Origin of the sequence: Methylomonas fluvii (assembly GCF_014850975.1) — a bacterium.
Lineage (GTDB): Bacteria > Pseudomonadota > Gammaproteobacteria > Methylococcales > Methylomonadaceae > Methylomonas > Methylomonas fluvii.
This window is the reverse complement of record NZ_JACXST010000002.1, coordinates 685,709-702,207: the sequence shown is the minus strand read 5'-3', so window position 1 is coordinate 702,207 and position 16,499 is coordinate 685,709. Positions and strand designations below refer to the sequence as shown.

Here is a 16,499-nt window from a genome sequence, read left to right as displayed (position 1 = left end):
TTACATGCTGTTACGAAGAACGAAAATCCTGGCTACGCTGGGACCTGCTACGGACAAGCCCGGTGTACTTGAAGAGTTGTTCGAGGCTGGAATCGACGTTGTCAGGCTTAATTTCTCGCACGGTTCGGCGCAGGATCATATCGATCGCGCCAACCGCGTTCGCGAATTAAGCAAGAAAACCGGCCGCAGGGTCGGTATTCTGGCTGATTTGCAAGGTCCGAAAATCCGTATCGAACGCTTCAAAGACAACAAAGTCTGGCTGGAAGAAGGACAGGATTTTGCTTTGGATATCAATCTGGGCAAACTGGACGGCGATAATACCCAAGTGGGTATCAGCTACGAACCTTTGGCTCGCGAAGTTAAACCCGGTACCCGTTTGTTGCTGGACGATGGCCGGGTAGTGCTGGATGTAGTCGATGTTATCGATAACACCCGCGTCAACACGAAAGTGGTGGTGGGCGGCGATTTGTCCAACAACAAAGGTATCAACTTGTTGGGTGGCGGTTTGTCTGCGGCGGCTTTGACCGACAAGGACAAAGAAGACATCAAAACTATCGCGGTGATTCAAGCCGATTACGTGGCAATTTCTTTCCCACGCACTGCAGCTGACATGCATGAAGCTCGTGAGCTGTTGCAAGCAGCCGGTTCCTACGCCGGCTTGGTTGCCAAGGTAGAACGTGCGGAAGCGATGGAAGTCATCGACGAAATCATCTTGGCCTCCGACGCGATCATGGTCGCCCGTGGCGACTTGGGTGTGGAAATCGGCGACGCCAATCTGCCTGCCGCGCAAAAACTGCTGATCAGCCGTTCGCGCGAGCTGAACCGGGCCGTGATTACCGCGACGCAGATGATGGAATCGATGATCGAAAATCCGATCCCGACTCGTGCGGAAGTATTCGACGTGGCCAACGCCATCGTTGACGGTACCGATGCGATCATGTTGTCGGCCGAAACCGCTTCAGGCAAGCATCCGGTGAAAACCGTGCAAGCCATGGTGCGTATCTGTCTGGAAACGGAAAAGCAACCGAGCGTGACCAAATCCATGCACCGGATGACCGACAAGTTCGAACGGATGGACGAAGCGGTTGCGATGTCTGCGATGTACATGGCCAACCATACCAAAATCGCCGGTATAGCCTCGTTGACCGAGTCTGGCTCCACGCCGCTATGGATGTCACGGATTAGCTCTGATATTCCTATCTATGCCTTCAGCAGCCAGGAGCGTACCTTGGGTCGCGTGACTCTCTACAAAGGTGTATTCCCCATTCCGTTCGCCAAGGAAAAGATGGAGTCACCTAGTGTCACTGAATCCCTGATTCAGGCCTTGAAAGCGCGGGGTGTGGTAAAAGCGGGCGATGCGCTGATTCGCACCAAAGGCGACTTGACCGGCGCCAGTGGCGGTACAAACTCCATGAAAGTTATCACAGTCACCGACTAATTTTTTAGTCGGCTTGCCCTGTTTCGCGGCGTTCGGTTTATCCGCACGCCGCGTTTTCAACATATTTTAAGCAGCATCCAGTTTGGCGTAAGCCAGCATCAGCCATTTGATGCCCGCATTGCGGAAATTGATTTGTACCCGCTCTTGTTCGCCTTCGCCTTCCATTTGTAGCACTACGCCTTCGCCGAATTTTTCGTGCCTGACAGGCTGGCCCAGTTTGTAAGTACCCTTGCTGCCCAAACCTTTGGCCTGCGGTACGCTATTAGTAGCCGGTCTGCTGACATTGGCGCGTAACCTGATTTCCTGAATCGATTCCGGCGGCAGTTCCCGCAAAAACCGCGACGCGCGCGGATAACTGTCTTTACCATATAGGCGCCGGGATTCGGCGTGGGTTAGATATAGCTGTTGCATGGCTCGGGTGATACCCACGTAACACAGGCGGCGTTCTTCCTGTAAGCGGCCCGCATCGTCCAACGCTTGTTGCGAGGGAAACAGGCCTTCCTCCAAACCCACTAGAAACACCAGTTTAAATTCCAAACCCTTGGCCGAATGCAGCGTCATCAACTGTACGCAATCTTCATCGACTTCGCCTTGCATTTCGCCGGCTTCCAAAGCGGCGTGTGCTAAGAACATGTCCAGCTCACCCAGGTTTTCGGCGTTTTCGCTGTCGTAATCAAATAGTCTGGCGGCGTTGACCAACTCCTCCAGGTTTTCCACTCTGGCTTCGCCTTTGTCTTGCTTTTCTTTTTTATACAGCTCGATCAAGCCGCTGGTCTCTACGACTTGTTTGACCGTTTCATGCAAGCTCAAATCTTTAGTCGTTTCGCCGAGCGCGATAATCAGGTTTAAAAAGCCGCGTAGGGCATTGCTGGCGCGGGCAGGTAGTTGATTGCTTTCCAGCATTGCCAGGGCCGCTTGCCACAGTGATAGCTGTTGTTCGCGGGCCAGAATACGCATGTCATCCAGGGTTTTGGCCCCAATGCCGCGCGTCGGTGTGTTGACGACTCGTTCAAACGAAGGGTCGTCGTGCGGGTTGGTGGACAGTCGTAAATAGGCGAGGGCGTTTTTGATTTCCATGCGCTCAAAAAAGCGCAGGCCGCCATATACCCGGTAGGGTGTGGCGGTGGTCATCAAGCGTTCTTCAAACTGCCGCGATTGGGCGTTGGAGCGATACAAAATCGCCGTCTCGCTGCGTAAGCCGCCGTCTTTCACCCATTGCCGGATTTTCTCGACCACGAAATAGGCTTCGTCTTGCTCGTTAAATGCGGAATACAAGGAAATGGCCTGGCCTTCGCCGGCAGCTGTCCACAATTCCTTGCCCATCCGATTGTCGTTATTGGCAATCAGGGTGTTGGCAGCTTTCAGAATGTGGCCGGTGGAACGGTAGTTTTGCTCCAGACGCACGATGCCGTGCTCGGGATAGTGCTTTTGGAAATTGAAAATATTCTCGATTTTGGCGCCGCGCCAGCCGTAGATCGATTGATCATCGTCGCCGACCACGAATAAATTGTTATTGCCTTCGGTAAGCAGGCGCAGCCAAGCGTATTGAATGGTGTTGGTATCCTGAAATTCATCGACATGGACTTGTTGGAAACGTTGCCGGTAAAAGGCCAGTAAGTCGTCGTTATCGCGCAGCAGTTCATGAGCCCTAAGTAACAATTCGGCAAAATCCACCAAGCCGGAGCGTTGGCACACGTCTTCATATGCTAGGTAAACTTCCTTCATCTGCCGGTTATAAAAATCGCCGCTGTCCTGCATATGCTTGGCGCGGATGCCTTCGTCTTTTTGCGCATTGATAAACCATTGCGCCTGCTTGGGCGGCCACTTGCTGTCATCCAGATTCAGGTTTTTCATTAGGCGCTTGATGATGCGCAACTGATCGTCGCTATCCATCACCTGAAAGGTGTCGGGCAGCTTGGCTTGTTTGGCGTGTTGTCGCAGTAGGCGGTGCGCCAAGCCGTGGAAGGTGCCTATCCACATCGCGCGGGCCGGAGTTTCCAGTAGCTCTTCGATGCGGTTGCGCATTTCGTTGGCGGCTTTGTTGGTAAAGGTCACCGCCAGGATGTTGTAGGGCGAAATGTGGTTGACTTGAATATGCCAGGCGATGCGATGGACCAGTACCCGGGTTTTGCCGCTACCGGCGCCGGCCAGCACCAGCATGGCTTGCATGGGGGCGGAAACGGCCAGACGTTGGTCGTCGTTTAGCGAGGTGATGATAGAAGAGACGTCCATTTTTTATAACTTGCAGATTTTGAGGAGCTGTGTATATTTGCTTGCCTTTAAAGGAAAGCCGTGCGTCGGGACTAATAACTACAACACAGAGAGGATTGGAAATGAGCTTCGATTATAAACGTTTGATCAAATTTGAGCACAACATCGGTGAGAAAGATAAGAAAGTTCGCATGGTTTCTGGCGTGGTGCTGCTGAGCGTATCGCTGTTTACCGCCAGCATCCTGATGTTGTTGGTTGGCTTGGTCTTGGTTGCGACCAGTTATTCCGGCTGGTGCCCGGTATATTCCGGTATGGAAAAAAATACTTTGGGTGCCGATGCAGGTTCCACCGGTCAATAAGCGCTAGTGACCAGCTCCGAATCCGCGCCTTTGGCGCGGATTCGGATTCAAGAAAAGCTTATTAATCTTGTTTGTTGTACTCGCCTTCGATAATGGTTTGCGAGTTTCGTGCCTGTTTAAACACAGAGCCCACCTGAGTTTGCAGCAAATGGTGCTCGATAATGTACTGAGCAATCTTTCTGCGTAAGGTCGGAATCAGACAAGCGAAACCCAACAGGTCGGTAAAAAATCCCGGCGTCAATAACAACGCTCCACCTACCAGCAATATCGGGCCCTCGATCATTTCATACGCCGGAATTTCCCCTTGTGCCAACCCGGACTGAAAGCGCTGCCAGGTGGCGAAACCTTGCCGACGTAGTAGCCAAGCGCCTAGTACAGCAGTAAAAACCACTAGCAAAATAGTGGGAAAGGCGCCGATCAAGCCACCGACTTGCAGTAGCACGTATATTTCCACAAACGGCACGATCAAAAAAGCGATAAACAGAATTTGCATGGTTTTCATGGTGAGTCCGGTTGCGGTAAAAAGCCGCTAATACTAAGAGCATCTTGGTGCAAATTCCAGGATAATATCGCGATGTATCAATTGATTCTTTGTACCTGCCCGGACCTAGAGGTTGCTGACAAACTGGCCGGCACTCTGATAACCCAAAAATTAGCAGCCTGCGTGAACATCCTGCCGGGTGTGCGCTCAGTCTACGAATGGCAAGGTGAAATTGAAACCGCTCAGGAACATTTGCTGCTCATCAAAAGTCATCAAGACCGCTATGCGGCCATTGAAGCGACGCTGAAAAGCCTACACCCTTACCAACTCCCGGAAATTATTGCGGTCGCGATAGAATGCGGCTCGCTGGATTATTTGAAATGGATAGACTCATGCCTTGGCATCGACTGATTTTATTATGTTTATTCGCTGTTTTTGGGCGCACTGCGGCGGCGCTGGACAGTCAGGATTTTTTGCCCCCGGAGCAGGCGTTCAAATTAACTGCCACGGCTGAAACCACCGATAAAGTTGAACTGCACTGGCAGATAGTCGAAGGCTATCACCTGTATCGGGATAAGACCAAGTTCCAGTCGCAAACCGAAGCGATTCAGTTGGGTCAGGCAAGTATGCCGGAAGGCGTTACCGAGCATGACCCGAGTCTGGGTGACGTGGTGGTGTATCGCAATACCTTGGATGTCGTGTTGCCGCTGATTAATCAAGGTCGTGAAACCCAATTAAAGCTGCTGGTTAAATACCAAGGTTGTGCGGATGTCGGAGTTTGTTATCCGCCGCAAAAAGTGCTGCTGGATGTGGCGCTCCCTGCAGCTCCGCAAGCTGCAAACAGTGGGGCGCTTAACCAGTTTGTCAAAGGTCTAAAGGGCTTGTCGCCCGGTTTGTTTTCCGAAGAGTTATTGCCGGCGGAACAAGCTTTTCAGTTTTTCGCAACTTTGAAGGATCCGCATACTTTGCAAGCAACTTGGCAAATTGCCGAGGGCTATTACCTTTATAAGGATAAGTTGTCGGTTAAAGCGGAGGGCTCTAGCCAGACGCGGCTGACGCCGTTGCAGCTTCCGGAAGGGGCTGCTTACCACGACGCTGAGTTTGGTCAGGTGCAAATCTACCGAAACCAGATCAGCGTCGATATACCGCTGTTACGAGATAGCAAGGCCGCCGAAACCATTGAGTTGCTGGCAAAGTTTCAAGGTTGCGCTGACCGCGGCGTTTGCTATCCGCCCATGCAATCTAAGGTGAGCCTTGACTTGCCGCTCACTGATGCTTTGCCGCAAGCCAAGCCGGTCGGGGTTGCCGGGTTATCGGAGCAGGACAAAATCGTCAATGCTTTGCGGCATGATAGCTTGGCGCTGACTTTATTCAGCTTCTTCGGATTCGGCTTGTTGCTGGCCTTTACCCCGTGCGTGTTTCCGATGATTCCGATTTTATCCGGCATCATCGTCGGTCATGGTGATCAAATCGGTACGCGTAAGGCCTTTTTGCTGTCTTTGAGTTATGTGTTCGCTTCAGCGTTGATGTATACGCTGTTCGGTATCTTGGCGGCTTTGTTCGGCAGCAATCTGCAGGCGACTTTTCAAGAGCCTTGGGTAATCGCCGTGTTTTCAGGGTTATTCGTACTGTTATCGCTGTCGATGTTCGGTTTTTACCATTTGGAGCTGCCTAAATCGCTGCAATCGGCCTTGCATCACTCCAGCGATAAACATCGCGATGGTTCTTATCTTGGCGCCGGGATCATGGGGGCGCTGTCGTCGCTGATCGTCGGGCCTTGCGTGGCGGCTCCGCTGGCAGCGGCGTTGATTTACATCGGTCAAACCGGCGATGTGGTGTTGGGCGGTTTGGCATTGTTCATGATGGGATTGGGTATGGGCGCACCGTTATTACTGCTGGGTGCATCAGCTGGAAAACTGCTGCCCAAGGCCGGTGAGTGGCTCAATGCCACCAAAGCCGTATTCGGCGTGGCGATGCTGGCCGTAGCGGTGTGGATGCTATCGCGGATTTTGCCGGCTGCGGTGACCATGTTTTTGTGGGCTTTGCTGTTGGTTATTCCGGCCATATTTCTGGGGGCAATCGATTCTTTGCCGGAAGCGGCTTCCGGTTGGCGTAAACTGTGGAAAGGTTTGGGCATTATCATGCTTGTATTCGGCATTCTCCAGTTGATCGGCTTGAGCGCCGGAAATGGCAATCCCCTGCAGCCCCTGCAAGGTGTGGGTTTCAATGCGCAAGCGCAGGAATCGGTTCAGGGGCTTAGTTTTCAGCGGGTGGCATCGGTAGCGGAATTGGATCAGCGGATTCAGCAGGCCTCCGCCAGCGGTAAATCAGTGATGCTGGATTTCTACGCTGACTGGTGTATTTCCTGTAAAGAGATGGAGGCTTACACCTTCACCGATCCGCAGGTTAAGCGACAATTGGCTGATTTCGTGCTGCTCCAGGCTGACGTGACCGATAACAATGAGGCGGATAAAGCCTTGTTAAAGCGCTTCGAGCTAGTTGGGCCGCCGGGCATCATATTTTTCGGTGCCGATGGTCGTGAACAGGTGGCGCAGCGCGTGATCGGCTACCAGGATGCCGCTACTTTTTTAAGAACCTTGCAACAACTATGAATAAAAAAATCATACTGATAGTCGCCGCTATTGCCTTTATTGCGCTGGCGGCCGGTCTGTTTGCCAGACAATATTTCGCAGTCCCCGAAGCCGGTAAATCGACTCCGCAAATCAATTTCAGTCTGCCTGATTTGGCGGATACGCCGCAATCGGTCACGCAATGGCAAGGCAAAATATTGATTATCAACTTCTGGGCAACCTGGTGTCCGCCCTGTTTGAAGGAAATTCCCGAGTTCATCAAGCTGCAGGACGAGTATAAAGACAAAGGCGTGCAATTTGTCGGTATAGCCATTGAAGATAAGCAACCGGTAGAAGACTACCTTAAGCGTATCAAGATCAATTATCCGGTGTTGATTGGCGGCGAAGGTGCAACGATGCTGGCTCAGCAGCTGGGCAATGTCATCAATACCGTGCCGTTCACGGTGATCATTAATCAACAAGGGCAAATTGTGCATCATCAATTAGGCGAATTGACCCGAGAAAAAGTGTTGGAAGTGATTGCGCCGTTGTTGACGGCAAAATGACTGAAAAATCGCTAAAACGCGGGCTAATGAAGTGAAAAGCGGTTTATCTGGACAAAAACCTACAAATTAGGCAGAATTCCTATTTATTTAGTATTTTTGTTCAGCACCGGCAATGGCAAACCTCACTGTTCTCAATGGACCCAATTTAAATCTGTTAGGTGTTCGAGAACCAGGATTGTACGGCAGTAAAACATTGCAGAGCATACAGCAGGCAATGGAGCAATTGGCTGAAGCCCTTGGGCATCAATTGAATTTTCTGCAAAGTAATGCCGAGCACGAAATTATTGAACACATACATCAAGCGTATCGGCAGGGTGTTGATTTTATCATTATCAATCCTGCTGCATTTACTCATACCAGCGTGGCGATTCGCGATGCCTTGCTGGCAACCAAGATTGCATTCATAGAAGTACATTTATCGAACGTGCATGCCCGTGAGCCTTTCAGGAAGCATTCCTATTTTTCGGATATTGCCGTTGGCGTTATCTGCGGATTGGGGGCGAACGGTTACGAATTGGCTTTGCAAGCCGCTCATCAGATATTACTAGAGAGAACTCAGAACAATGGATATTAGAAAAATAAAAAAACTGATTGATCTTATCGAGGAATCCGATATTGCTGAAATAGAGATTCGCGAAGGCGAAGAATCAGTGAAAATCAGCCGTTATTCAGCGGCACCTATACAGTATGCTGCCCCGTTGGCTTCGGCCCCGGTAGCGGTTGCCGCGGCTCCCGCCGCGGTGGCGCCGGCTGAAGAGAAAGTCAGCGGACATGTGGTGAAATCGCCTATGGTTGGGACTTTTTATCGCTCTGCATCGCCTGGTTCAGCGGCATTTGTCGAGATTGGGCAGTCGGTTAGCAATGGTCAAACCTTGTGCATTATCGAAGCGATGAAGATTTTGAATCAGATCGAAGCGGATAAAAGCGGCAAAATCAAACAAATTCTGGTTGAAAACGGCCATCCGGTCGAATATGGCCAACCTTTGTTCATCATCGAATAACGGACAAAGGGGCTGGACTAATGTTTGAGAAAATTGTTATCGCCAATCGCGGCGAGATTGCTTTGCGCATTTTGCGAGCATGTCGCGAATTGGGCATTAAAACCGTGGCCGTGTATTCCGAAGCGGATCGCGACTTAAAACACGTAAGACTGGCTGATGAAGCGGTCTGTATCGGTCCCGCGGCATCCGCCGGCAGCTATTTGAATATCCCGGCGATTATCAGCGCCGCCGAAGTGACGGATGCCGAAGCCATCCATCCCGGTTACGGTTTTTTATCCGAGAATGCTGATTTTTCTGAGAAAGTGAGTCAAAGCGGCTTTGTCTTTATTGGTCCAAGGCCTGATACCATTCGGATGATGGGTGACAAGATCGCCGCAAAAAAAGCCATGCAGGCTGCGGGTATCCCTTGCGTGCCGGGTAACGGTGATCCTTTGGGGGAAGACGAAGAAACCAATCTGAAAATGGCGCGGGAAATTGGTTATCCTGTGATTATTAAGGCTGCCGGGGGGGGTGGCGGTCGCGGCATGCGCACCGTACATACAGAAAGCGCGTTGCTGAATGCGATTGCGATGACCAAGGCCGAAGCCGGTACCGCGTTTGGCAATAGCACCGTCTACATGGAAAAGTTTCTGGAAGATCCGCGCCATATCGAGTTTCAGGTGTTGGCAGACTCGCACGGCAATGCGATACATTTGGGTGAACGCGATTGTTCCATGCAGCGCCGCCATCAAAAGGTTGTGGAAGAAGCGCCCGCTCCAGGCATTACCGAAGAGCAACGCAAACAGATGGGCGAGCGTTGCGCGTTGGCTTGTCAGGAAATTGGTTATCTAGGTGCCGGTACTTTCGAGTTTCTTTATGAGAAGGGCCAGTTTTATTTCATCGAAATGAATACGCGGGTGCAGGTCGAGCATCCGGTCACCGAGATGATTACCGGTTTCGATATTGTGAAGGAACAACTGCGTATCGCTGCCGGCGAGCCTTTGTCGATCACGCAAGAGCAGGTGAAGTTTACCGGTCATGCCATCGAATGCCGTTTGAATGCGGAAGATCCGAAAACCTTTATGCCCAGCCCTGGTGTAATCGATCAATTCCATATGCCGGGTGGCCCTGGTATCCGTTGCGAGACGCATATCTATAATGGCTATAAAGTGCCGCCGTATTACGATTCCATGATTGGCAAGCTGATTGCTCACGGTGACGATAGAGCCAGCGCGATTGCCCGGATGAAGACCGCGCTGAGTGAAATGGTGATAGACGGCATCAAAACCAACATCCCTTTGCAACAAAGCATTATGGCAGACGCGGCGTTCGCCCAAGGTGGGCAAAATATCCATTATCTCGAAAAGAAATTGGGTATCCATTAATTCGGCATGGGCGAGAAGATGACGAAAATGGCGTTTCCTTTCCACGCTAAACGCTTTATATAACTATGGCCTGGCATCAGCTTTCCGTTATCACCGACGAAACCACTGCTCCCGACGTATCGGAGTTTTTCAGCGAATTGGGCGCGGTTTCGGTGACTTACAGCGATGCCGATGATGAGCCGGTTTACGAACCGGCGATTGATCAAACCAAAATCTGGACTCGTACTCGGGTCACGGCTTTGTTCGAGCTCGATACCGATCCGGATATTGTTCGCAACTTGCTGTTCAATCAATTTATCGGTCAGCCCTTGCAGGAATGGGTGGCCGAGGTTTTGCAAGATCAGGCCTGGGAGCGGGCGTGGATGGAGCATTTCCAGGCGATGAAGTTTGCCAATCGTTTGTGGATTTGCCCCAGCGGCCAGGAACAGCACGAGCCGGGCACGGTTTGCATGACTTTGGATCCCGGCTTGGCATTCGGCACGGGAACCCATCCGACGACTGCATTATGTTTGGAGTGGTTGGCCGGTAACGATATTAAGGATAAAGTGTTAATCGACTACGGTTGTGGATCAGGGATTCTTGCCGTCGCAGCGTTGTTACTTGGTGCCAAGCGGGCGCATGCGGTGGATATTGATCCGCAGGCGTTGACCGCCAGTCAATACAACGCCGAAAAAAATCAGGTTCAGCAACGGATCGATTATTATCTGCCCGAACAGTTTTCCGCGTTTGCAGCTGATTTGGTACTTGCCAATATTCTAGCTAAACCGCTGATTGAGCTAGCCGCAACGATTGGTGCATTGGTCAGGCCGGGCGGGCAGTTGATTTTGTCCGGCATTTTGAACGAACAAGCCGAGTCTGTAGCGGCAGCTTATCGAGAGCAGGGGTTTGTTGTGGCGCCGCCAGTCAGTCAGGAAGACTGGTGTCGATTGGATGCCTATAAACCCGACTGAATAGATGTTTAGCCGGTGTCCGGATTGCGCTGAGCAGCACGAAGTTACCGTGGAGCATTTGCGGCAATCGCGAGGCTTATTAGATTGTTCGGTTTGCGGTAAATCTTTCGATGCGCTGCGATACCTTAGTGAAGATAAAGATGCGCTACTGAATGACAGCTTGCCGTATCCGGACCACCAAACTTTAGACCAGCGGCCGCAGACTCGGCGGGTTTGGTTTGCCGCCACCAGCTTAGTGGCATTGTTATTGGTGGCACAAATACTGTATTTCGAGGGCTATCGTTTAACTTTGCAGCCTCAGCTCAGGGCGAGTTTAGATAAAGTTTGTGCGACATTATCTTGCCAGTTACCGCCATATAAAAATCTTGAGGAATTGAGCGTTTCCCATAGCGATTTGCGAGTCAGAAGCGATAGCAGTTATTTATTTAGCGCCGCACTTAGCAATCAGGCGCCTTTTGCGCAAGCGGCGCCCGATTTCAAGCTAAGCGTCTTGAATTTTAATGGACAGGCAATTGCGGAACGGGTGTTTAGTTCTGCGGAGTACCTTCTAAAACCAACAATACTAGCACCAGAGCAAACGGTCGAAATCCGCTTGTCTGTTGTGGCGCCTGCTGCACCCATTGGCGGTTATACCTTTACCTTACTTTAGGGCAATATGAGCTACCCCGAACTGTTCCTGAAAAAAAACGAAGACAAACGCCTGCGGCAAGGGCATTTGTGGGTGTTCAGCAACGAGGTCGATAACCAGCGCAGCCCGTTGGAGCAGTTTGCTGCCGGCGACTTAGTCCTTGTTCACGATTCTAGCGGTAAAGCTTTGGGGATAGCGTATCTGAATCCTCATGCACTCATTTGCGCGCGCTTGTTGACGCGTAAAACCAATATCAAAATCAATGAAAGTTTTTTTAAAGCGCGCTTGGCCCAAGCTTTAGGGTTGCGCGAGCGTTTGTTCGATAAGCCCTATTATCGCTTGGTATTTGGCGAAAGCGATGGTCTACCGGGCTTGGTGATTGATCGCTTCGGTGCTGTGCTTTCCGTGCAAATTACCACTGCCGGAATGGAGCGGTATAAGGATGTGCTGGTCAAGGTTCTACTTGAGTTGCTGGAGCCAACGGCTATTCTGCTAAAAAACGACAATAGTCAGCGGCAGTTGGAGAGCCTTTCCTTGGAGCCTGAGTTGGTTTACGGCGAGTTGCCTGAGCAATTGCTGATTGAAGAAAACAACGTGCGTTTTCTCGTAAATGTGGCCGAGGGCCAAAAAACCGGTTGGTTTTACGATCATCGCAATAGTAGGGCGCAGTTTGCTCAAGCTTGCCATGGCTTAAAGGTGCTGGATTTATTCAGCTATGCCGGTGCTTGGGGTATTCCTGCCGCATTGGCGGGCGCTGCGGAGGTGTGTTGTGTGGATAGCTCTGAGAGCGCGTTGGCTTTAGCTTCAGCTAGTGCCGAATTGAATCAGGTGCGGGGCAAAATGCAATTCGTACGCAGTGACGTGTTCGAGTTTTTGAAGCAAGCCCGTGAACAGCAACAACATTACGATGCGATCATCCTGGATCCGCCGGCGCTGATTAAACGTAAAAAAGATTTCAAAGCAGGGTACGAAGCCTATCGGCGCTTGAATCATTTGGCGCTACAGGTTTTGTCGAATAATGGTATTTTGGTCTCGGCATCATGCTCCCATCATTTGAGTAAAGATAATCTGCATGAAATACTGCGTTCTTCGGCGCGGCACATTGACCGGCACTTGGTGTTTTTCGGTTCCGGTAGTCAAGGTCCTGATCATCCGATTCATCCGGCCTTGCCCGAGACCGATTATTTGAAAACCTTTTTTTGTGCAGTATCCAGCCGGCTATAGTCAATCATGGTGGATTCCAAGCCTCAATGCGGTCTGTGCGGTCAGCGGGTGTTGATTCCCGGTTTTGAGCTCAATACTTTGCTGGGCGAAAAAAAATTCTGCTGCGAAGGTTGTCGCAGCATTTTTCAACTGCTCCATAGCGAGCAAATAATAATAACGACTCCAGAGGAGAAATAAACATGAAAGCCTGCGAATCTTGTGCAGACCGCGTCAATATCGGTTGCCATCATAAACAGATGCCGGTTATAGCCAGAGCCATCGGTTTGCTGTTTATCTATTTGCCGATTTTGACCTTGCCGTTTGTGATTACCAGCGCTTATTTGACTTATTTCAGCCTGAAATTGGTCGGTGCGGAAAATGTTAAAAAATGGGGTGATTTTTTACCGGCCAGGGCGAGCCATCGGTATGATTTAAAAAATCAGATTACTATGGACGGGTCATTCAAATTCAGCATGGCGCAATCGAAATTATTCTGGATTTTGAATTGCACTTGGTATTGTCCGGTCAGTGTGGGCTTATTCGAATGGCATGCTTACTTGGTGAAAGTGGTGGAAAACTGGTGGTGTCCATTTACCCATGATCGTAAAAACAGCTATACCGACGGTGCTATCGATCAATCTTTTTGGCATATTTATCCTGAAGAAAAAGCTAAATTGCATGAAGAAGACAAAACAAACCCAATTTTCACAGCTGATCCCGAAGCTTAAAAGTGTTATTTGTCTGTCATGATGTGTCACTTCGCTTTAATAAAGCTCGGGGATAATGGTTGGATTTACCGGTCGGCGCGATTGCAATTGCTCGGGTTAGGTTAGTAAGTAGGACTAAATTTCCATACCGCACTAACAAATAGTGCCGGTATGGGAGAAATTTAAACATCAATTCTTATTTTCGACACGGAATGAATACAGAGAATACGAAACCGGCCATTGTTTGGTCATTATGGGGTGCGGCTTTATTGCTGCTGTGCGTGGTGTTCAGAGATAGCCTTATCGAAATGGCGACGACATGGACGAACGTCGAGGAATACAGTCACGGGTTTTTTATACCTATCATCACTATTTACCTGCTTTGGGTACGGCGCGGCGAGCTAGTCTTGGTTCAAGTATTTAAAGCGTCGCTGCCCGGTATCACAATTATCTGCTTAGGATTGATTCTTTTTATTCTGGGCGGATTGGCAACCATAAAAACCATGGAGCAGTATGCGTTTCTGGTGGTGTTGACGGGGATGTTTGCCAGTGCTTTCGGGCTGCGCGGGTTGCGGGTTGGGGCTATCCCCCTGTTGTTTTTAGTCTTCATGGTGCCGTTTCCTTCTTTCATACTGAATAACCTGTCGTCAAAGCTGCAATTGATTTCTTCCTGGTTGGGTGTGGAATTTATACGCGCTTGCGACATCATGGTTTACCTGGAAGGGAATGTTATCGATCTAGGCAGTTATAAGTTGCAAGTGGTCGATGCTTGTAGCGGATTGCGTTATTTGTTTCCTTTGGCCAGTCTGGCTTTCCTATGCGCTTATTTGTTTAAAGGCCCATTCTGGCAGAAATTGCTGATTTTTCTGTCTTCGATGCCCCTGACTATTTTTATGAACAGTTTTAGGATAGGCGTCATCGGGGTCCTGGTCGATAACTGGGGTACTGAGATGGCTGAAGGCTTCCTGCATGATTTTGAAGGCTGGGCGGTGTTTTTACTTTGCATGCTGCTGCTATTTATTGAAATGTGGGTTTTTAGTCGAATTAGCGGTAGGAAACTGGCAATGGGCGAACTGGTGCAGATTCCGGAAGAATGGAGCCACACGGCGCGTCGAGATATTGCCGCGATATTGAACAAATCGGTTTTCGCGGTGTTGCTATTGCTTTGTATAGGTGCAGGCGCTTCAGAGGTCTTTAAGGGGCGAGAAGACATTATTCCGACGCGAAAAGCGTTTTTAACATTTCCGACGACGTTGGGAAGTTGGCAAGGACGCAATGACTATTTAACCCAGTTTTATCTAAACGAGTTGAAATTGACGGACTATGTTATTGTCAATTTCGTTCAACCTGAAACTCGGAACAGCGTTAATTTTTACAGCGCGTATTACCAGTCGCAACGTAAGGGCGCCGTAGTGCATTCGCCGCGCAGTTGTATTCCTGGGGATGGTTGGCAGATAAGTAGTTTCGAGCAGCGCGAGTTCACAGATTTGCAACTGGGCGGGCAGGCATTGCAGGTAAATCGGGCCATTATCCAAAAAGGCGAAAGTAGGCAATTAGTGTATTTTTGGTTTCAACAGCGCGGACGGATGATAACTAATGAATATATGGTCAAATGGTATTTATTTTATGATGCCATCACTATGAATCGCACCGACGGGGCCTTGATTCGCTTGGTGACTCCTGTGGATAAGGTGGAAGATATTGCCGTTGCCGACAATCGCCTTCATCTATTTTTAAAAGATTTATTGCCTGAGTTACCCGCCTATTTGCCGGGTAAGGTCATTGAGCCTGTTTAGTCGGCTATACCAGGCTAATGAATCAAGACGTGGGCTTAATTGCCTAGCGATTTTAAGACTGTTTTACGTCGATTTGACTCAAAAGAAAAGGAGCTGTAAATGAGTAGAAAAAAAGCATTGATCACTGGCATAACCGGGCAAGACGGATCCTATCTTGCCGAGTTTTTGTTGGAAAAAGGCTATGAAGTACATGGCATCAAACGGCGTTCGTCATTATTTAATACCGAACGCGTTGATCATATCTATCAAGACCCGCATATCAAAGATCCGAAATTTTTTCTTCATTACGGCGATTTGACGGATAGTTCGAACCTCACCCGTATCCTTAGCGAAATTCGTCCGGATGAAGTCTACAACTTGGGCGCGATGAGTCATGTCGCTGTATCATTTGAGTCTCCTGAATACACGGCCGATGTAGACGGTATGGGGACATTACGGCTGTTGGAAGCTATTCGTTTCCTCGGGATGGAGAAAACTACGCGTTTTTACCAGGCATCCACTTCTGAGTTGTATGGGCTGGTCCAAGAAATTCCGCAGAAAGAAACCACACCGTTTTATCCCCGTTCGCCTTATGCGGTAGCCAAACTCTACGCCTATTGGATCACTGTCAATTATCGTGAAGCTTACGGTATGTATGCGTGTAACGGTATTTTGTTCAACCACGAATCGCCGCGCCGAGGCGAAACTTTCGTGACGCGTAAAATTACTCGCGGCCTCAGTAACATCGCAATTGGTCTGGATAAGTGTCTATATATGGGCAATATGGATTCTCTTCGAGACTGGGGGCATGCTAAGGACTATGTGCGGATGCAATGGATGATGTTGCAGCAAGAACAGCCCGAGGATTTTGTGATAGCCACTGGCGTGCAGTATTCGGTAAGACAATTTATCGAAATGTCGGCTAAAGAATTGGGTGTGACTATTCGTTGGGAAGGTGCGGGCGTTGACGAAAAAGGTTATGTCGATGCTATTGCCGGAGACAAAGCACCTGGTATGGCGGTTGGTCAAAACATCGTCGCTATCGATCCGCGCTATTTTAGACCGGCCGAAGTGGAAACGCTGTTGGGTGATCCTACTAATGCCAAGAACAAATTAGGTTGGGTGCCGCAAATTACCTTGCAGGAAATGGTATCCGAAATGGTGGCTTATGATCTTGAGCAAGCGCAAAAACATGCTCTGCTGAAAGAACAAGGTTATAACGTGGCGGTTAGTCGGGAGTAACAGC

General features: G+C 49.8%; 16 protein-coding genes. 14 read left to right on the top strand and 2 right to left on the bottom strand.

Annotation, left to right across the window (positions count from 1 at the left end; translation table 11 throughout):
- Positions 1-4: 4 nt before the first annotated feature.
- A complete protein-coding gene (gene pyk, locus EBB_RS12770; RefSeq protein WP_192394204.1) occupies positions 5-1,438 on the top strand; it encodes a pyruvate kinase in 1,434 nt (477 codons plus the stop codon).
- A 66-nt stretch (positions 1,439-1,504) separates the two neighbouring features.
- On the opposite strand, the gene uvrD is transcribed toward pyk, so the two are convergent.
- Positions 1,505-3,670 carry a DNA helicase II gene (gene uvrD / locus EBB_RS12765; protein WP_192394203.1) on the bottom strand — a complete coding sequence of 722 codons (2,166 nt, stop codon included), beginning with the start codon at positions 3,668-3,670 and terminating at the stop codon, positions 1,505-1,507.
- 101 nt (positions 3,671-3,771) lie between these two features.
- Between uvrD and EBB_RS12760 the strand changes: the two genes are divergently transcribed.
- A complete protein-coding gene (locus tag EBB_RS12760) occupies positions 3,772-4,008 on the top strand; it encodes a YgaP family membrane protein (RefSeq protein ID WP_192394202.1) in 237 nt (78 codons plus the stop codon).
- A 61-nt stretch (positions 4,009-4,069) separates the two neighbouring features.
- Here EBB_RS12760 and EBB_RS12755 read toward each other — a convergent pair whose 3' ends face one another.
- Positions 4,070-4,510, bottom strand: coding sequence for an FxsA family protein (locus EBB_RS12755; RefSeq protein ID WP_192394201.1), 441 nt, complete (start codon positions 4,508-4,510; stop codon positions 4,070-4,072).
- 72 nt (positions 4,511-4,582) lie between these two features.
- Between EBB_RS12755 and cutA the strand changes: the two genes are divergently transcribed.
- The 12 genes from cutA to gmd all read left to right on the top strand — a co-directional run bounded on the left by cutA (position 4,583) and on the right by gmd (position 16,495).
- Entirely contained in the window at positions 4,583-4,900 is a 318-nt protein-coding gene (cutA, locus tag EBB_RS12750; RefSeq protein WP_192394200.1) for a divalent-cation tolerance protein CutA, read from the top strand.
- On the top strand, positions 4,882-7,101 hold the full coding sequence (locus tag EBB_RS12745; protein WP_192394199.1) for a protein-disulfide reductase DsbD: 2,220 nt from the start codon (positions 4,882-4,884) through the stop codon (positions 7,099-7,101). Before cutA ends, EBB_RS12745 begins: the two co-directional genes overlap by 19 nt.
- Positions 7,098-7,625: a TlpA family protein disulfide reductase gene (locus EBB_RS12740; protein ID WP_192394198.1), complete on the top strand. Its 528-nt coding sequence runs from the start codon at positions 7,098-7,100 to the stop codon at positions 7,623-7,625. The genes EBB_RS12745 and EBB_RS12740 overlap by 4 nt, the downstream gene beginning before the upstream one ends.
- Before the next feature lie 112 nt (positions 7,626-7,737).
- Positions 7,738-8,199 carry a type II 3-dehydroquinate dehydratase gene (gene aroQ / locus EBB_RS12735; protein WP_192394197.1) on the top strand — a complete coding sequence of 154 codons (462 nt, stop codon included), beginning with the start codon at positions 7,738-7,740 and terminating at the stop codon, positions 8,197-8,199.
- The gene (gene accB / locus EBB_RS12730; protein ID WP_192394196.1) at positions 8,189-8,626 is read left to right on the top strand and encodes an acetyl-CoA carboxylase biotin carboxyl carrier protein; all 438 of its coding nucleotides are present in this window, start codon (positions 8,189-8,191) and stop codon (positions 8,624-8,626) included. Before aroQ ends, accB begins: the two co-directional genes overlap by 11 nt.
- A 20-nt stretch (positions 8,627-8,646) precedes the next feature.
- Positions 8,647-9,990 carry an acetyl-CoA carboxylase biotin carboxylase subunit gene (gene accC / locus EBB_RS12725; protein WP_192394195.1) on the top strand — a complete coding sequence of 448 codons (1,344 nt, stop codon included), beginning with the start codon at positions 8,647-8,649 and terminating at the stop codon, positions 9,988-9,990.
- A 65-nt stretch (positions 9,991-10,055) separates the two neighbouring features.
- On the top strand, positions 10,056-10,940 hold the full coding sequence (gene prmA / locus EBB_RS12720; protein WP_192394194.1) for a 50S ribosomal protein L11 methyltransferase: 885 nt from the start codon (positions 10,056-10,058) through the stop codon (positions 10,938-10,940).
- A 4-nt stretch (positions 10,941-10,944) separates the two neighbouring features.
- Positions 10,945-11,589: a DUF3426 domain-containing protein gene (locus EBB_RS12715; protein WP_192394193.1), complete on the top strand. Its 645-nt coding sequence runs from the start codon at positions 10,945-10,947 to the stop codon at positions 11,587-11,589.
- A gap of 6 nt (positions 11,590-11,595) precedes the next feature.
- Complete coding sequence (locus EBB_RS12710; RefSeq protein ID WP_192394192.1) at positions 11,596-12,792, top strand: class I SAM-dependent rRNA methyltransferase; 1,197 nt, start codon at positions 11,596-11,598, stop codon at positions 12,790-12,792.
- 179 nt (positions 12,793-12,971) lie between these two features.
- A complete protein-coding gene (locus tag EBB_RS12705; RefSeq protein ID WP_192394191.1) occupies positions 12,972-13,499 on the top strand; it encodes a hypothetical protein in 528 nt (175 codons plus the stop codon).
- A 191-nt stretch (positions 13,500-13,690) separates the two neighbouring features.
- A complete protein-coding gene (gene xrtD / locus EBB_RS12700) occupies positions 13,691-15,274 on the top strand; it encodes a VPLPA-CTERM-specific exosortase XrtD (protein ID WP_192394190.1) in 1,584 nt (527 codons plus the stop codon).
- 99 nt (positions 15,275-15,373) lie between these two features.
- On the top strand, positions 15,374-16,495 hold the full coding sequence (gene gmd / locus EBB_RS12695; RefSeq protein ID WP_192394189.1) for a GDP-mannose 4,6-dehydratase: 1,122 nt from the start codon (positions 15,374-15,376) through the stop codon (positions 16,493-16,495).
- Positions 16,496-16,499: the final 4 nt, after the last annotated feature.